Below are 15,570 nucleotides of genomic sequence, written 5' to 3' on the forward strand. Positions count from 1 at the left end.
GTCGAGTCTGCACCTAAATTGTTCGTAGCTCGGAAACGCAAAATGGCGCCCAGATGGACGCCATCATGTTGAGAATGAAGTTGTGTGGTTCTTACTGGACTCGAACCAGCGACCTCTCACGTGTGAAGCGAGCGCTCTAACCAACTGAGCTAAAGAACCTCAGTGCTATTTAGGTTTCCCGATTTCAGCACCTGAATAGATTACGCATATTGCATGCTGGCTCCAAATTGAGGTCAGCGTGCCATTGCGCATTCTTCCGCCGTGATTGCGGTGATGGACTCGACCGTTTGACGGCCACTAAAAATCCGCGAACCGGGCTCCAACAAGACGCCAGCTGACAGCGGTCCGATGTCGGCGGCGTCGTACCCCATCGCCTCGATCAGCTGCACAACCGCAGCCTTTGCGGCCTCGTCATCGCCAGCGACTGCGAGCGCGCGGCGGTCCGGATCGCCAGCAGGGCGAGCATCTCCCACGAATTCGCCGTAGCCAATGTGGTTCAGCGACTTAACCACGGCGGACTCGCTGAAGTAGCTCTGCACTACCTCGGAGCTCGAGCGCGTGTCATTTTCGAAGTGGTCCACGATTCCGTCTGTGGGCGCCCAGTAGTTCATGGCGTCGACAATGATCTTGCCCGCGAGAGTCTTGGGATCAACGTCCTGGAATTTGTGAAGCGGGACGGCCAGAATCACCACGTCCTGCGCGCTCGCCTCAGCCGCCGTGACGGCCTGAGCGCCCGGAGCCATGAACTCAAGGATCAACGAAATATCGCGCGGATCCTTCGCCGTGGCCACTTTGACGTCGACGCCAGCTGCAGCAGCCTGTTTCGCGAGCGCAGTGCCAACACGGCCTGCCCCGAGAATTCCTAACGTAGCGATTGGCCGCTGGTCCTGCACCTTAGTCCTCCGAGAGTCCGTTGTTAGCTGTCTACTGCGTGTAACAACGTATGCATCTGAATGATTCCCGGAGGGCTAAGTCGACTAATCCTTCTATTCATCCAGGGCGTCGAACCAAGCCGTGAAGAGCCGCAAAGCATCGGAAGCAAGCGTTTCGACCTGCGCAATTGGCTTCGAATGCGCACGCACTCCAAGCGACCAATCGACATACCCCTGCGCGAGCCACGGGCTCTCTGACAAATACTTTGTGGTTAGCTCCTTGCGGCGGTCACCTAGTGGTTTACGAGAACTACCGGGCGCTCTCGTCTTGAGATCAAAAGTAGACGGATCTCCGTCCAGGACCTTTGAGTAGAGGATCCGGGCGTTCGTCACCCAGCGAGGAACCGTGTTTGAACTTGGAAGCGGGTAATTCTCGTCAGTCTCTTCCACACGGGTGCCGGCATAGTACTCCAGCTGAACGTCGTTGAGATGAGCAGGCATGGACCGCCCCCTGACTTGAATTTGGCCACACAGCTGTCCGCCGATGGGATGTACTGGGCTGAGAATCGTAATTCCCGGCATAGCAGCGCCACCTCGGACGATGTCCAGCGTCCATCCCTTCGGCATGTCCAGATTCTTCAACGTGCGTCGCAGGATTCGCTCCACCTGTACCTTTTGAGCAGGTATTGACTCGATGTCCGAAAGTCGAAGCCGCGGTTCTAGAAAAATCGCTAGCAATTCGGCCCAGGTAATAACTGCGGCTACTTGATCTCGGTACGCCGCGGCATCATCGTGCGCCAGAACCAGCAGAACTAGGAAGTCAGAAACCCCCGATTCGCGCTCGATCTGATCGTCGCTCAGCACATGGTCGACTTTGGCCTCAATCGCAACGCGAACCGGGCCATTTGAGCCCGTAAATGTGAGCAGAACATCGACCCGCGCGGCCTTCTCACAAGCCACATCCGAAAGTTGTCCCAGACTCATGCCCAGAAGCTGTTTGAAGTATTTTTCAACCGTGTCCGGCGCATGGCGAATTTCGGCTGCGAGCGCGCGGGTTATTTGAGGCTCAGTGGTAAAGAGTGTGCTGAAACCTTTCGTGCGATGAGTGCTCACCGATTTAAGACCGCTTTCCAGCCACCAGCTCGTCGATTTCGTCCCAGAAGGATCGACGCAGCTCTTGACGGATCGACTTGTAGTCCGTCTTGAGCTCGCCAATGCGCTGGGCGCAGTCCTTGAGAAGAACGCGGTCTACGTCTGCGGGCAGCACCGGCCGATCCGCCAGCAAGTCACTAAGTTCCTGCTGCGTCACCGTTCCGTACCAGTGCGTTGCAACGTGAACGCCAACTTCCGCGGCTTCCAAAAGCGGCACGTCTTCCTCCACCGATATTGCGGAGCCGGAACCGTGAGGCCCCGAACTGTAGACCAAATGCGATTCGTGGCTGGAGAAGTTTGGCGGAGTGTATTCGAGCGGTTTCTTTGGAGGGGCCGGTTTTATGGCTACTCTTGCCGGCTCCGGCCGTGGCTGCTCAGTTTCCTGAGAGGACGACGACGCAGCTTGATTCCCTGCCTCAACTTCGTTTGGCGGTACTTCGGCAGAGGTCGCCGGCGGCGCCACCGGTTGGAGCGGATAAGCAGTGCCTGGCTTTTCCAGCACTTCACGAATGAAGCTCGTCTCGATCAGTTCATTTGGAATGTGAATGATGCTGTCCACGAGGAGCGCAAGGTTCTCGGCGACGGATCGGACACCGAGCTTGCTGTTGGCGTCTTCGAGACACACGAGAACTACCTTCATGCCGAGGTCCTGAGCTGCCTCGACCGCTTCGGTGAGGTCGTCGTCGCCCGAGAGAAGATAACCCACGGACGCGGCGCGGTTTCGTGCGATCCCTACGAGGTCGAGCCCCAACTTTAGGTCAACGCCCTTTTGATTTCCTTCGTAGGACATCCGGCCCAGCCGGACTTTGACTCCGGGGAGCAGACCGATCTTCTTGTGCTCCGGCTGGAAGACGGCGTCCTTGGCGGCGTCGTACCAATAGAGCCGAAGCAGGTCTAAACCACTGTGGTCCTCGGTGCACTTGAGGATTCCGTTGATCAGGCGTTCATGATTGACGCGCGTGGCTTTGCGATAGCTGGTCCCAGCAACATGCATGCCTCCCGCGGCGTGCAAAAATCCGGCATCAATAAAGATTGCCCGTTGTGAAAACACTGCAACTCCCCACTATCTCCTGCGCTTTTACCGAAGTCTCGGAAACCATACTGCTGATGCTAGCGAGTGGGGAGGACATGTAGAACAGTGGAGTGAAATAAGTGGAGCCCCCTACCGGATTCGAACCGGTGACCCCCTGTTTACAAGACAGGTGCTCTGGCCAACTGAGCTAAGGAGGCACGCTGAGGATTCAAGGATTGATCCTGAATTATCAACCCGTTAAGGTTAGCGGAACTTACGCATGGCGCCGAATCGCCCCGGTCTCAGCGCTCAGAAAAATACGGTTCGTCAATTCGCGGGTTGCATGAAACGTCCACGGATTTTCCCTGCTCAAAGTCGTAGACTCACCAGAGACTTGCGTGAAAGGACGCCCATGAACAGATTGCCTACCGTCGACGAGTATTTGGCGGACGTGACCGCCGAAAAGGTGACGGCAGCAGAACTTCTCAACGATCGTCACGATCCCGCCAAAGTCGCTTTTACCTGCATTGACGCAGACCTCAACGCGGTTGATCTGACGTACGGCGAGCTCCGCGAGCGCTCCGAAAAGGTGGCCAGCGCGTTGTCGAAGTTGGGCGTGAGGCCCGGCGATCACGTGGCAACGCTCATGAGCAAGTCCCCGGATATGCTCGCCACGCTGCTTGGCATTTGGCGTCTGGGCGCCGTGGACGTTCCGCTCTTCACGGCGTTTGCGTGGACCGCAATCGAGCTTCGTCTCACCGCGAGCGGCGCGAAGGTTGTAGTGGTGGACGCGGATCAGCGCCCCAAGATTCAGGAAACATCGGCCGCCGTCGTGGTGGTGGGCGCTACCACGGAGGACGACGCCGCAGCTCAATTCCCCGAGGACCTCTCATTTGAGGCGCTGCTTGCGGCGGAGAAGCCTGGCTTCCCAGCATTCGTGGGAAACAAGGACACCCCGCTGGTGCTCATCTTTACCTCCGGAACCACGGGACACCCGAAGGGAGTACCGGTACCGATCTTCGCGTTGGCAGCATTCCGCCAGTACATCGAGGCGAGCTTGGATGTGCGCGAAGAAGACGTCTTCTGGAATGCCGCTGATCCAGGCTGGGCACTAGGCCTCTACTACGGCGTGCTTGGCGTCATGGTGGCTGGAAAGCGCAACCTCTTCCTCCGTAGCGGTTTTGATGCGAAGACATGCTTCGCGGTGATGGAGAAGTTCAATGTCAACAACTTCTTGTCCGCCCCCACGATGTATCGCAGCTTGCGCGCCGCGGGCGTACCGGCGGGCTCGAACATCAAGCTGCGCCGCGCGAGCTCTGCCGGCGAGCCGCTCACCCCAGAGGTCTCCGTGTGGACCAAGGAACACTTGGGCAGCGAAGTGATGGACCAGTACGGGCAAACGGAGCTGGGCATGTTCATTGTGAACGCCTGGGCTGACGAGTTGGCCAAGGAACCTCGGCCACTGTCGATGGGTCACGCTTTGCCTGGCTTCACGTGTGCAGTGCTGGAGAACGCGAGCGACAACATTGCAGGACCAAACACGGCCGGCCGCGTGGCCGTCAACGTGAAGGAGTCTCCACTCGCGTGGTTCTCCGGCTACAAGGACGCTCCAGAACGTACCGCGCAGCGTTTCAGCGCCGACGGCACGTGGTATTACACCGGTGATGCCGGCCGTCGCGACGAAGACGGTTACTTCTATTTCCAGTCCCGCGATGACGACATCATCTTGATGGCCGGCTACCGGATTGGCCCGTTCGACGTCGAGTCCGTACTTGCAACGCACCCCGCGGTTCAGGAGTCTGCAGTTGTGGGTGAGCCTGATGAGATTCGTGGCGAAGTGGTAGTGGCCTACGTGGTCCTGGCAGAAGGCAACGATGGCAGCGATGACCTTGCTGCCGAGCTCAAGACTCACGTGAAAACGAACTACTCCGCACATGCCTACCCTCGCAAGGTCAACTTCGTGCCGTCCTTGCCGAAGACGCCGTCTGGAAAGATCCAGCGCTTTATTCTTCGCGAGCAAGCAAAGTAAACAAGCAAAGTAGACAAGCAAAAGAGGAGAGGCGCAGTCCGCGTGATACGGGATCTGCGCCTCTCCTCTTTGCGTTTCCGGGCTTCTGTTGGAAAGAAGCCCGGAAACCATACGGCTTACTTCTTGTTGGCGTCGATGATCTTCTGGGCCCAAGCCTTGAAGTCTGGATCGGTGGAACCGTTCCATTCCTGTCCATTCAAGAACACGGAAGGAGTGCCGCCGATGGAATCAGCAAGTGCGGCCTGGGTCGTGAACTTCACGAAGGGACGGTAAGTGCCATCTTCGATGCAGCTCGTGACGTCCGCGCCGTTGTCCTTAGCCATCTGCGCGAGTTCAGCGTTGGTCATTTCACCCTCAGAGTGGTGAGCAAACACAGCGTTGGTGAAGTTCAAGTAGGAAGCTGGAGCTTCGTTGGCAACACAAGCGAACGCGTTGGCGCCACGCGAGGAGTAGTTCGTGGGTGAACCACGGTCCAAGAAGGCCACGTTGCGGTACTCAAGGGTGATGTCCTTGGCGTCCAACCACGTCTTCAAGTCGTTGGCATACTGGCCTTCGAAATCTGCGCAGTGAACGCAGTTGGCGTCCACGTACATGATGAGCGGCACAGCTTCGCCCTTTTCAGCCTTCGTCATGTTGCGAGGAGCTGGGGTGCCAGCCGTGCTTGGAGTTTCGCCAGCGTCGCTGAGCTTCACCGTCTGGCCCGAGGCCGTGGAAGCAAACTCGGTGGAAGATACCAATGTGATGCCGCCGCTGGTGTTGCCACCATTTGGAACCGGTCCGGAATCAGCCACCTGACCACGGTTCTGCTGCATCACAATGGCTGCAACAATCGCGATGATTGCTACAACAGCAACCAAGACACCGATCTTGACCCAAAGTCCCTTACGTTTTTGCGAAGCCGCTTGCTGAGCGCTGTACTGACGCGCTTTCTCGCGTGCTACGGCACTATCTCCACGTGGAGATGACGAGTTGGTTGCCATGTGTGGATGCTTCCTTTTCGTTCGAGTTTCCCGCCTTAAGTCTAAAGGACTGGGATTTTCGCATTTCTCAGGGTTTCTTGAGGATTCAAGTTTCCCCCTAATTTATGGGGAGAACGCGATAGATTGAATAAGTAGATCGCCTTAACAATGACTTTCTGCACGCATGCTTGAGGAGCTTTCCGGTGACCCAAACCAAATCCACGCACTCCCCACATTCCTACGATTTCATTGTGGTCGCCAACCGCCTTCCCGTGGATCGCTCAGTTGACGCTGAGGGAAATCCCACGTGGAAGCGCTCCCCCGGCGGGCTCGTCACAGCGCTCGCTCCGGTGATGGAGAACAACGACGGCGCTTGGGTGGGTTGGCACGGCGCGCCCAATGAGAAGATCAAGCCCTTTGACGAGGGCAATATGCACCTTGTCCCCGTCCCGCTTTCGGACGAAGACGTGGAGATGTACTACGAGGGCTTCTCCAATGCGACGCTCTGGCCGCTCTATCACGACGTGATCGTCTCACCCGAGTACCACCGCACATGGTGGGATCGGTATAGCCTCGTCAATCAGCGTTTCGCCGACGCGGCCACGAAAATCGCGGCTCCGAACGCCACGGTCTGGGTGCAGGACTACCAACTTCAGCTAGTTCCAGCGCTTCTTCGCGTGGCCCGCCCTGACCTGCACATCGGCTTCTTCAACCACATCCCTTTCCCGCCCGCTGAAATCTTCGCGCAGTTGCCACGCCGCGCGCAGATCTTGGATGGCTTGCTCGGCGCAGACCTGATCGGCTTCCAGCGTCAGAGCGACGCCAATAACTTCCTGCGGTGCGTGCGCCGGTTGCGCGGCCATTCCGTTCGCGGTTCGGCCGTTCACGTGTACGACGACGCTGGCTTGCCGACACATATTTCCCGCGCTGAGGCACACCCCATTTCGATCGATACACAACGCATTATCGACTTGGCGAAGTCTCCCAAGGTTCAAGCCCGCGCCGAAGAAATCCGCAGAGAACTGGGTAACCCGGAGACGGTGCTCTTGGGTGTTGACCGACTGGACTACACGAAAGGTATTGCCCACCGCATCAAAGCGTTCGGCGAACTCTTGGATGAGGGACGCCTTTCGGTGGGTCAAGCGTGTTTGGTCCAGGTGGCCAGCCCTAGCCGCGAACGCGTGGGAAGCTACTTGAATCTCCGCGAAGAAGTTGAAGGACTCGTGGGTCGTATTAACGGCGAACACGACACCCTGAGCCACACCGCCATCCGGTATCTGCACCACTCCTATCCGGTCGAAGAGATGGTGGCCCTCTACATGGTGGCCGACGTCATCCTGGTGACGGCTCTTCGCGATGGCATGAACTTGGTGGCCAAAGAGTACGTCGCCTCTCAGGAGGATCAGATCGGCGTGCTGGTTCTCTCCGAGTTCGCGGGAGCGGCGGATCAGCTGCGCCATGCGATCCTCATCAACCCGCACGACATCGATGACCTCAAAGACGCGATCGTTCGCGCTGTCGAAATGCCGGAAGCGGAAGCCACTCGCCGCATGCGCATCATGCGCCGCCACATCCTCAGCCAGGATGTCACTCGCTGGTCCGAGACATTTCTTCGCTCGCTCAAGAAGGATCCTACGAGAAACGAGGCATGAAATTGAGCGGCGACGTCGTACTGGAAAAGGAAGTAAGCCAGCGCCTCAAGGACGCCCGGCGCGTACTTGTGGCCCTTGATTTTGACGGCACCATTGCGCCGCTCGTGGCGCGGCCGGAGGATGCGCGTGCGTTGCCCGCGACGGCCGCCTTGTTGACGCAGCTGGATGACCTCGCGCGAGATTCCGCCGGAACCGAACGCCCAACGTTTGTGGCGCTCGTATCCGGTCGCGATATTGCCAGCCTGCATCGCGTCGCGGAACCGGGCGAGAACTCCTTTTTGGTGGGAAGTCACGGTGCGGAACTGCAAGTTCCGGCAAAGGTGACGACGCCCGACACGGCTGTCCTGACCGAGGCGCAACGCGAGTTGCTGAGCACGGTAACCGCGCAACTCGAGGCGATTCACGCCCTGCATCCCGGGTCTCATCTTGAATACAAGACGCTTTCCACTGTGTTGCACACGCGCGGGATGGAAGCAGCAGGGGCAGAGGCTGCGGCGACAGCGGCTGAAGAAGCACTTTCGGCGCTGGACGGCGTCAGCGTCAAGCACGGCAAGGAAATTGTGGAAGCCGCCGTGGCGCACTCGAGCAAGGGTGAAGGCCTGTTGTGGTTGCGCGAGCAGACGGACGCGGACTGCGTGCTTTTTGCCGGCGACGATGTCACCGATGAGCACGGTTTCGCGGCTCTCGAAACCGGCCGGGACGTCTCGGTGAAAGTGGGTTCCGGCGAGACGATTGCCGAATTTCGAATTTCCAGCCCCGACTCTTTGCCAGAACTCTTGCAATTAGTGCTCGATGTGAGAAGCTGAGACTCCTATCACTACGGATCGTCGGGCACGTACCTGCCCGTGAAGGGTTGAATACTCATGGCTTCAGTCACTTACGACAACGCAACGCGCGTTTATCCCAACGGCGTCAAACCCGCTGTTGATTCACTCAATCTCAGCATCGCCGACGGCGAATTCCTAGTCCTCGTGGGACCTTCCGGCTGCGGAAAGTCCACGGCTTTGCGCATGCTCGCAGGCCTCGAAGACATTAATTCGGGACGGGTGCTCATTGGCGACCGCGACGTCACCGATGTTCCACCGAAGGATCGCGACATCGCGATGGTCTTCCAGAACTACGCCCTGTACCCCCACATGACCGTGGGGGACAACATGGGATTCGCTTTGAAGATCGCCGGAATCGACCGCGCCGAACGCGACGCCCGCGTGCTGGAAGCAGCGAAGCTTCTGGACCTCGAGCCGTACTTGAAGCGCAAGCCTAAGGAACTTTCCGGTGGTCAGCGCCAGCGCGTGGCCATGGGCCGTGCCATTGTGCGTAGCCCGCAAGTGTTCCTCATGGATGAGCCGCTCTCTAACTTGGATGCCAAGTTGCGTGTGCAGACCCGCACCCAGATCGCCTCGTTGACGCGTCGACTCAAGGTCACCACCGTCTACGTGACGCACGATCAGGTTGAGGCCATGACCATGGGAGACCGCGTGGCAGTCCTCAAGGACGGACAGCTCCAGCAAGTCGATACCCCTCGCAATTTGTACGATCACCCAGCCAACGTCTTCGTAGCTGGCTTCATCGGCTCCCCTGCTATGAACCTCTTGCAGCTTCCCGTGGTGGACGGTGGCGTGAAGTTCGGCGAGACCATTCACCCGGTCTCGTCTGACACGTTGAATGCCGCGAGTGGCCAAACGGTCACGTTGGGTGTTCGCCCAGAAGACCTGGATGTTGTTCCTGCCGGAGCGGGTCTTCAGGTCATGGTGGACGTTGTGGAAGAGCTCGGCGCGGATGCCTACGTCTACGGCCGTTCGTCCGTGGGCGGTTCCGAGCAGAACATGGTGATTCGTGTGGACGGCCGTAAGCCTCCTCGCGGCGGAGACACGATTGACGTGGCTCCCCGCGAAGGCCACGTGCACTTGTTCGATGCCCAGAGCGGACTGCGTTTGGGTGCCGAAACTCCTGCTGATACCCCGGTGGCCGATTTGACCGAGGTTCAGGCTTTGCGCGGCGAAACGGAAGACGCTCACTAATTAGCGGGAACGATGCTCTGCGTAATTGCGGTAGCGAGGAGGTAGCAGGATGAGCGATCTTCGGATTATCTCCGCCAACGTCACCTCAGCCCTCGTGGATTTCCCGTGGGACACTCCTTTGGAAGAGTGGCCCACGGGAAACCTCGCCGCCATGCCACGCGGTCTATCTCGGCACGTGGTGCGCTTTGCGTACATGGGCAACGAAGTCGTGGCGGTCAAAGAAACCGTAGAACGGCCCGCTCGCCACGAATACAACATGCTGCGGCGACTCAACGGCCTACATGTGCCAAGCGTTGAGCCCGTCGCGATCGTTTTGAACCGCACCTCCCCCACCGGCGAGGATCTGGGCGCTGCTCTCGTGACGAAGCATTTGTCCTATTCGCTCCCCTACCGTGCGTTGTTCTCGCGCAAACTGCGACGTGACACACTGCACCGGCTCATTGACGCACTCGCAGTCTTGATGGTGAAGCTGCATTTGGTGGGCTTTTATTGGGGCGATGTCTCCCTTTCTAACGTCTTGTTCCGACGTGACGCCGAAGGCTTTGCTGCGTTCTTGGTGGACGCCGAGACTGGAGAACTCCATCCCCAACTGACGCGCGGCCAGCGCCAATACGACCTTCAGATCGCGATGGAGAACATCGCCGGCGAGGTCATGGATCTCACCGCGGGAGGCCTCGTGGAAGAGGAATTCGACGCGGTGGGAACCGGCCAACTTCTCGTGGATCGGTATCGTGCCTTGTGGGCCGAGATTACCCACCCAGACTCTTTCGATATTTCCGAACGTTGGCGCGTGGATGAACGCGTTCGTTCTCTCAATAAGTTGGGATTTGATGTCGGCGAAATTTCACTCGAGACCACGGGCGATGGGCACCGACTGACGCTTGTCCCCCGTGTGGTTGAGCCAGGTCATCACACCCGCCGCCTCATGCGGCTCACCGGCTTGGATGTGGGCGAACTTCAAGCCCGCCGCATTTTAAATGACATTGACGCCTACACCGCCCGCCGCCATCCCGGAATGTCCGAGGAGCTCGGCGCATCTTGGTGGATGCAGGACGTCTTCGAAAAGATCATGAACGGGATCCCAGAGGAAATGTGCGCCCGATTGGAACCGGCACAGATTGTCCATGAAGTTCTCGAACACCGCTGGTATATCTCAGAGCATCGTGGCGCGAACGTGCCGCTTGCTGAGACAGTCCAGTCCTACGTGGATAACGTGCTCGCCCATCGACGCGACGAGCGCGCGATTGTAGTTGAGTCCCAAGACATCACTGAGAACGCTGATTAGTTCCCCTTAAGTGCCTATTTCGCTGCGACCACACCGGGCAGGCTGAAGAGCGAGACTCCCGGCCCTGAAGATTTCCAACGTACGACGCCGCTCTGCTCGCTGACAATGGTCGCCGCACCTTCACCGATGGTGAGGAGAGGCTCGCGAGGGATCTCGCCGTGCGTGAGTGCCGCGCAGGGCAGTTCGAGACCTTCATCCACTGCTGCACGCGTCGCGACCACCAGAACAGATTCGTCCCGTGATTCGCGCACGAAGATCAGCGCGTCTCCCTCGGCGTGCAGCCAGCGGATGCCTCCATCGGCCAAGACAGGGTGACGCCGTCGTGTTTCCGCGAGCGCCCGGTAGACGCCACGCAGGTCACGCAGAATGCGGGATGGATCTTCCCACGGCATGGGAGTGCGCGAGGCTTCGCCGTTGAATCCTTCGAGGCCGAACTCGTCGCCGGCAAAAATCAGCGGGATGCCCGGCAAGCAGAACTGCAGGGCTGCTGCGACTTCTTGACCGCCAGGAATGACGGCAAGGGCGGCTCGAGCGGTGTCGTGGGTATCGATCGCGTTCATATTGCACACGCGAACGGACCACGGGAAAGCAGCGATGAAGCTCAAGTGCGTTTCTAAGAACTGCTCGGCTTCAATACGATCCGGACCCTTTTGAGGAACACCGTAGTAGTCAGGCCAGGTCTGTACGGCTGGCACGGGAATGCCAGAGACAGACAAGAGAGAAGACGTATTCACGCCCGCGGCGTCCTCGATCTGCTCTTGAGTCGGCTCTGGCCACTCTCCACGCGAAAGCCACTGCCACGCCGGCCGAGTGAAGTTCGTGTAGGTCATGGCACCGTGCCACGTATCGCCCTGGAAGTCTGGACCAGCGTCTGACGTGGACTCGGACAAGAGCACAGCGTCAGGGTTCAGCTCCGTCACGCGGTCGCGAATGAGCTTGGCGATCTCATGGTTGAGGTCGTCGTAACCGTGACGGCCCGTCATGTTGCCTACGTCGATGCGCCAACCGTCGAGGTTGAACGGCGGCTTAAGCCAGCGGGCCACCATGGAGTCATCGTCCAAGACAAAACGACGACGCAAGTGCTCCGAGTGCCAATTGAACTTCGGCAAGGAAGGCACACCCAGCCACGCCACGTAGTCCTCGTTGCCTTCGCCGAAGTAGTACATCTCCGACTCTGGGGCTTCTGGATTCTTGTAGGACGCTCGGAACCACTCATGCATGTCGCCCGAGTGATTCGTGGTCAGGTCGCCAATGACTTTGAGTCCGCGCTCGTGGATTGCTTCTGCAAGGCGTACGAGGGCGTCGTCGCCACCGAGTAGCGGATCCACTTCGGCGAATGCCGCAGCGTCATAGCGGTGGTTGGAGCGAGCGGCGAACATCGGCGTGAGATAGACGAGCGTAGCGCCCACGGACACCAAATGGTCCAGCTTCTCGCGAATGCCATCGAGGTCTCCACCGTAGAACTGGTATGGCGTCTCCGGCCCGCGACCAATCACAGGGGTTTCATCCCACGAGCAGGCAATAGCCCATTCGGGAGTTGGGTGAGTGTCAGCCTGGGCAGACCGTGCAAAACGATCCACGAAGATTTGATACATGACCGCGCTCGGCGCCCACTCGGGAGCGCCGGAGCCAGCAACTAAACGGAAGTCAGCAGCATCGGGAACGTCGTGCGTGAACACGCCTTGCGCGTTGACCCAGTACGTCCGGCCGTTTGCTTGCACAAACCACCGATACTTCTGGACCGGGTTCACGATCGTTAGATGAGCTTCGTACCAAGAGTCGGCAGCGTCAGCGGCACTCTCTAAGCGGTCAGCGGCGTCGTAATGGGGCTCCGCGTCACGCACAGAACGCAACCAGACCTTCTCAACGGAACCGAATTCCACCGGAATGCGCAACCGCACCGGGACGGTCTCCTCGAGGTGAGGGTGCAAGTTATCCACGTAGAGCGCGGAGCCATCATGGTGCGGCTGGAAAAGCATGTATTAAACCTATCGAAGCGTCCGACGGGGCTTAGCCCTTGACGCCACCTGCGGTGAGTCCGGACGTAATGTAACGCTGCAAGAACAAGAACAGCGCCATCACTGGCAACGCGGCAAGCACGGCGCCTGCGGCGAAGACGCCCCAGTTCTCCGAGCGCTGTTCGGAGACGTAAGAGTACAAGCCGACAGCCAACGTCTGCGAATCAGGATCCGTCAACACCACAGAGGCAATCACGAATTCAGACGAGATGCCGATGAAGCTCAAAAGACCCACCACCGCGAGAATCGGGGTCACAAGCGGAAGGATGATGCGGAAGAACACCTGGACGTGGCTAGCACCGTCAATGCGAGCCGACTCGTCGAGCGACTGTGGGACCGTGTTGAAGAAGCCGTACATGAGGTAGGTGTTCACGCCGAGCGCGCCGCCGAGGTACACCATGATCAAGCCGAGGCCTGAGCCCAAGCCGATGGCCGGGATGATGTCACCCAGGAAGTTGAGCAGCAAGAAGATTGCCACCACGGTGAGAATCTGCGGGAACATTTGCAGCAACAGCAAGGACAGCAGACCTATACGGCGGCCCTTGAAGCGCATGCGCGAGAACGCATACGCGGCCAGCGCGCCTAGGAAGACCGTCAAGGCGCTCGTGATCAGGCCGATCACCAGAGTGTTGACGAACCACTTACCGAATGGACGCTCTTGATTCTCAAAGAGCTCGGTGAAGTTTCCAAAGCTGAGGTTGGAGAACAACGCGTTGGAGCCCACCATGGTGCCGGAAGGATCCAGCGCCGCCGATAGCACGTAGAGCAACGGGAAGATGGAGAAGACGATCGCTGCGACGGCCACCAGATGGCGCCAGCCCTTTTCACGGAACCAGCGACCGAAAGGCATTTTTACTTCGCCGCGGGAATTGGTGCGACGCTGAGGAAGTACTTCGCTACTCATTAGTTGATCTCCTCAAGGGCCTTGGTCTTGTTGAAGCTGATGGTGGAGATGACAGCGACGATGATGAAGATGATGATCGCCAGCGCGCTCGCCAAGCCGTAGTCGCGGCCGGTGCCACCGAACGCCACCTTGTAAACCATGGTGATCAAGATGTCCGTGGCGCCAATGTCATACGTGGTGCCGTCGAAGCGCGGACCACCACCGGTGAGCATGTAGATCACGTTGAAGTTGTTGAAGTTGAACGCGAAGCTCGAAATCAGCAGCGGTGCTACCGAGACCAACAGCAGTGGAAGCTTGATGGAACGGAAGATGCGCCAAGCGCTCGCTCCGTCCATGCGGGCGGCTTCGTCAACTTCTTCAGGAAGCGACTGCAGCGCACCCGTGCAGACCAAGAACATGTACGGGTAACCCAGCCAGAGGTTCACCAAAAGAACCGAGAACTTGGCGAGCCATGGATCGGTGAGCCACGGGATGTCCGCGCCACCGAGCAGCGCGTTGTTGATGAATCCGAACTCTGGGTTCAACAGACCAGACCAGACGAGGCCGGACAAGAACGCTGGGAACGCGTACGGAAGGATCATCAGCACGCGGTAGATGCGTTTGCCGCGCAGGTCAGCGCGGTTGAAGGCGATCGCCAGGAACAGACCCAAAGCGAACGTGGTGAGCACTGACAAGAACGCAAAAGCGAACGTCCACAGCGTCACTTGCCACAGAGGACCGGAAAGATTTGGGTCCGTGAACGCACGCTGGAAGTTGGCGAATCCAACATCGATCTTCCAACCAGTGCTTAGCTGTTGACCGTCAGCGGAAGCGAAAGCGCCCTTACCGTTATCCGAGTACACGGCTCCGGTAGTGGTGTCCGTAAACGTATCCGCGGCGGCGTCGTATTTGAGCTTCGGCGCGAAAACGTAAGCCGTAGAGCCATCGCTGGTGGCCAAAGAACCGTCAGCCGGGTTATCCGAAATCGGCGCCTTGACGGCCGTGACTGCCTGCTGGTTCTGCAGCAAATCAGTGAACTCGAGCGTGCGGTAACCGTCCACGCCCGTGGCCTGACCGGTTGACGACTTGGTGGACGGAGTGACCTCCTGGAGCACTTCGCCCGTGGTACCCAGCTTCGCCTTGCCGTCCGGCTCTGTTACGAGCAGGTAGAGCGTTCCGCTCTTTTCAAGGACGGTCGCCGCGTATTGCGGCGAGTTCGGCACACGTTCTTGGGCGGCAAGCTGGATGGCCGTGATGGCGTCTTCTTTGGAAGAGTTGTGGCCATCGCCGTAGTTCGTGAACGCTATGTACGTCGAGTACAACATCACGAAAACTTGGAAAATCAGGAGGAAGAAGACGCCAGGAGCAAGGTACTTGGCCGGCAGACCCCCGCGCCGCAAGTAGATCCAGTTGATCAGAAGCGTCACGGCCAGAGAGATGCCAAAAATCAGCCACTCATGCTTGGACGCGAGCTGGATCAACACGTAGACGGCAATGGCGTCCACAATTCCCAGCAAAACAATTTTCATCAACGTGCCGAGCACGGAATCTGGTGCTTGCCGTTTCTTTGGCTTCTTTGCCGGAGACTGCGACGATGCAGTCCCTAAAGTCCCTGTGGCCGATACTCCGGACATGCGCTATATCTTCCTCACGAGCGTGCGATGCATGATGCTCCGCATCCTCAAAG

At 58.7% G+C, this 15,570-nt stretch carries 12 protein-coding genes and 2 tRNA genes; 5 read left to right on the top strand and 9 right to left on the bottom strand.

Features of this window, described 5'->3' with window-relative positions; all coding sequences use genetic code 11:
• Positions 1-85: 85 nt before the first annotated feature.
• The 5 genes from BKA12_RS07530 to BKA12_RS07550 all read right to left on the bottom strand — a co-directional run bounded on the left by BKA12_RS07530 (position 86) and on the right by BKA12_RS07550 (position 3,254).
• Positions 86-159: transfer RNA gene (locus tag BKA12_RS07530), tRNA-Val, on the bottom strand.
• Between the two features lie 74 nt (positions 160-233).
• A complete protein-coding gene (locus tag BKA12_RS07535) occupies positions 234-893 on the bottom strand; it encodes an NAD(P)-binding domain-containing protein (protein ID WP_183642092.1) in 660 nt (219 codons plus the stop codon).
• 93 nt (positions 894-986) lie between these two features.
• Positions 987-1,856, bottom strand: a complete 870-nt coding sequence (locus BKA12_RS07540) for a hypothetical protein (protein WP_183642095.1) — start codon at positions 1,854-1,856, stop codon at positions 987-989.
• A gap of 133 nt (positions 1,857-1,989) precedes the next feature.
• Positions 1,990-3,075, bottom strand: a complete 1,086-nt coding sequence (locus BKA12_RS07545) for an NYN domain-containing protein (protein ID WP_183642098.1) — start codon at positions 3,073-3,075, stop codon at positions 1,990-1,992.
• Positions 3,076-3,177: 102 nt separating this feature from the next.
• A tRNA-Thr gene (locus BKA12_RS07550) sits at positions 3,178-3,254 on the bottom strand.
• 194 nt (positions 3,255-3,448) lie between these two features.
• Between BKA12_RS07550 and BKA12_RS07555 the strand changes: the two genes are divergently transcribed.
• Positions 3,449-5,065 (top strand): AMP-binding protein, encoded by a 1,617-nt coding sequence (locus BKA12_RS07555; protein WP_183642101.1) that lies wholly within the window; start codon positions 3,449-3,451, stop codon positions 5,063-5,065.
• Positions 5,066-5,181: 116 nt separating this feature from the next.
• Here the strand turns inward: BKA12_RS07555 and BKA12_RS07560 are convergent, their stop codons facing one another.
• A complete protein-coding gene (locus BKA12_RS07560; protein ID WP_183642104.1) occupies positions 5,182-6,045 on the bottom strand; it encodes a DsbA family protein in 864 nt (287 codons plus the stop codon).
• A gap of 182 nt (positions 6,046-6,227) precedes the next feature.
• Between BKA12_RS07560 and BKA12_RS07565 the strand changes: the two genes are divergently transcribed.
• Genes BKA12_RS07565 through BKA12_RS07580 form a run of 4 tightly spaced genes read left to right on the top strand, consistent with a single transcriptional unit; the run spans position 6,228 to position 10,982 of the window.
• Entirely contained in the window at positions 6,228-7,676 is a 1,449-nt protein-coding gene (locus tag BKA12_RS07565) for an alpha,alpha-trehalose-phosphate synthase (UDP-forming) (RefSeq protein ID WP_338087463.1), read from the top strand.
• Positions 7,673-8,482, top strand: coding sequence for a trehalose-phosphatase (otsB, locus tag BKA12_RS07570; protein ID WP_183642108.1), 810 nt, complete (start codon positions 7,673-7,675; stop codon positions 8,480-8,482). Before BKA12_RS07565 ends, otsB begins: the two co-directional genes overlap by 4 nt.
• 57 nt (positions 8,483-8,539) lie before the next feature.
• Positions 8,540-9,697, top strand: coding sequence for an ABC transporter ATP-binding protein (locus tag BKA12_RS07575; RefSeq protein ID WP_183642111.1), 1,158 nt, complete (start codon positions 8,540-8,542; stop codon positions 9,695-9,697).
• A 49-nt stretch (positions 9,698-9,746) separates the two neighbouring features.
• Positions 9,747-10,982 carry a DUF4032 domain-containing protein gene (locus BKA12_RS07580; protein WP_183642114.1) on the top strand — a complete coding sequence of 412 codons (1,236 nt, stop codon included), beginning with the start codon at positions 9,747-9,749 and terminating at the stop codon, positions 10,980-10,982.
• A 14-nt stretch (positions 10,983-10,996) separates the two neighbouring features.
• Here the strand turns inward: BKA12_RS07580 and BKA12_RS07585 are convergent, their stop codons facing one another.
• The 3 genes from BKA12_RS07585 to BKA12_RS07595 are packed head-to-tail and all read right to left on the bottom strand — an operon-like array spanning position 10,997 to position 15,517.
• Entirely contained in the window at positions 10,997-12,961 is a 1,965-nt protein-coding gene (locus BKA12_RS07585) for a glycoside hydrolase family 13 protein (protein ID WP_183642117.1), read from the bottom strand.
• Positions 12,962-12,992: 31 nt separating this feature from the next.
• Positions 12,993-13,904 (bottom strand): sugar ABC transporter permease, encoded by a 912-nt coding sequence (locus tag BKA12_RS07590; protein ID WP_183642120.1) that lies wholly within the window; start codon positions 13,902-13,904, stop codon positions 12,993-12,995.
• The gene (locus BKA12_RS07595) at positions 13,904-15,517 is read right to left on the bottom strand and encodes an ABC transporter permease subunit (RefSeq protein ID WP_183642123.1); all 1,614 of its coding nucleotides are present in this window, start codon (positions 15,515-15,517) and stop codon (positions 13,904-13,906) included. Before BKA12_RS07595 ends, BKA12_RS07590 begins: the two co-directional genes overlap by 1 nt.
• Positions 15,518-15,570: the final 53 nt, after the last annotated feature.

The organism is Neomicrococcus lactis (genome assembly GCF_014200305.1).
Taxonomy (GTDB): Bacteria; Actinomycetota; Actinomycetes; order Actinomycetales; family Micrococcaceae; genus Neomicrococcus; species Neomicrococcus lactis.

Excerpts from the sequence above, each read along its gene's own strand:
- BKA12_RS07540 (WP_183642095.1), bottom strand. The coding sequence starts at position 1,856 with ATGAGTCTGGGACAACTTTCGGATGTGGCTTGTGAGAAGGCCGCGCGG.
- BKA12_RS07555 (WP_183642101.1), top strand. The coding sequence starts at position 3,449 with ATGAACAGATTGCCTACCGTCGACGAGTATTTGGCGGACGTGACCGCC.
- BKA12_RS07560 (WP_183642104.1), bottom strand. The coding sequence starts at position 6,045 with ATGGCAACCAACTCGTCATCTCCACGTGGAGATAGTGCCGTAGCACGC.
- otsB (WP_183642108.1), top strand. The coding sequence starts at position 7,673 with ATGAAATTGAGCGGCGACGTCGTACTGGAAAAGGAAGTAAGCCAGCGC.
- BKA12_RS07575 (WP_183642111.1), top strand. The coding sequence starts at position 8,540 with ATGGCTTCAGTCACTTACGACAACGCAACGCGCGTTTATCCCAACGGC.
- BKA12_RS07580 (WP_183642114.1), top strand. The coding sequence starts at position 9,747 with ATGAGCGATCTTCGGATTATCTCCGCCAACGTCACCTCAGCCCTCGTG.
- BKA12_RS07585 (WP_183642117.1), bottom strand. The coding sequence starts at position 12,961 with ATGCTTTTCCAGCCGCACCATGATGGCTCCGCGCTCTACGTGGATAAC.
- BKA12_RS07590 (WP_183642120.1), bottom strand. The coding sequence starts at position 13,904 with ATGAGTAGCGAAGTACTTCCTCAGCGTCGCACCAATTCCCGCGGCGAA.
- BKA12_RS07595 (WP_183642123.1), bottom strand. The coding sequence starts at position 15,517 with ATGTCCGGAGTATCGGCCACAGGGACTTTAGGGACTGCATCGTCGCAG.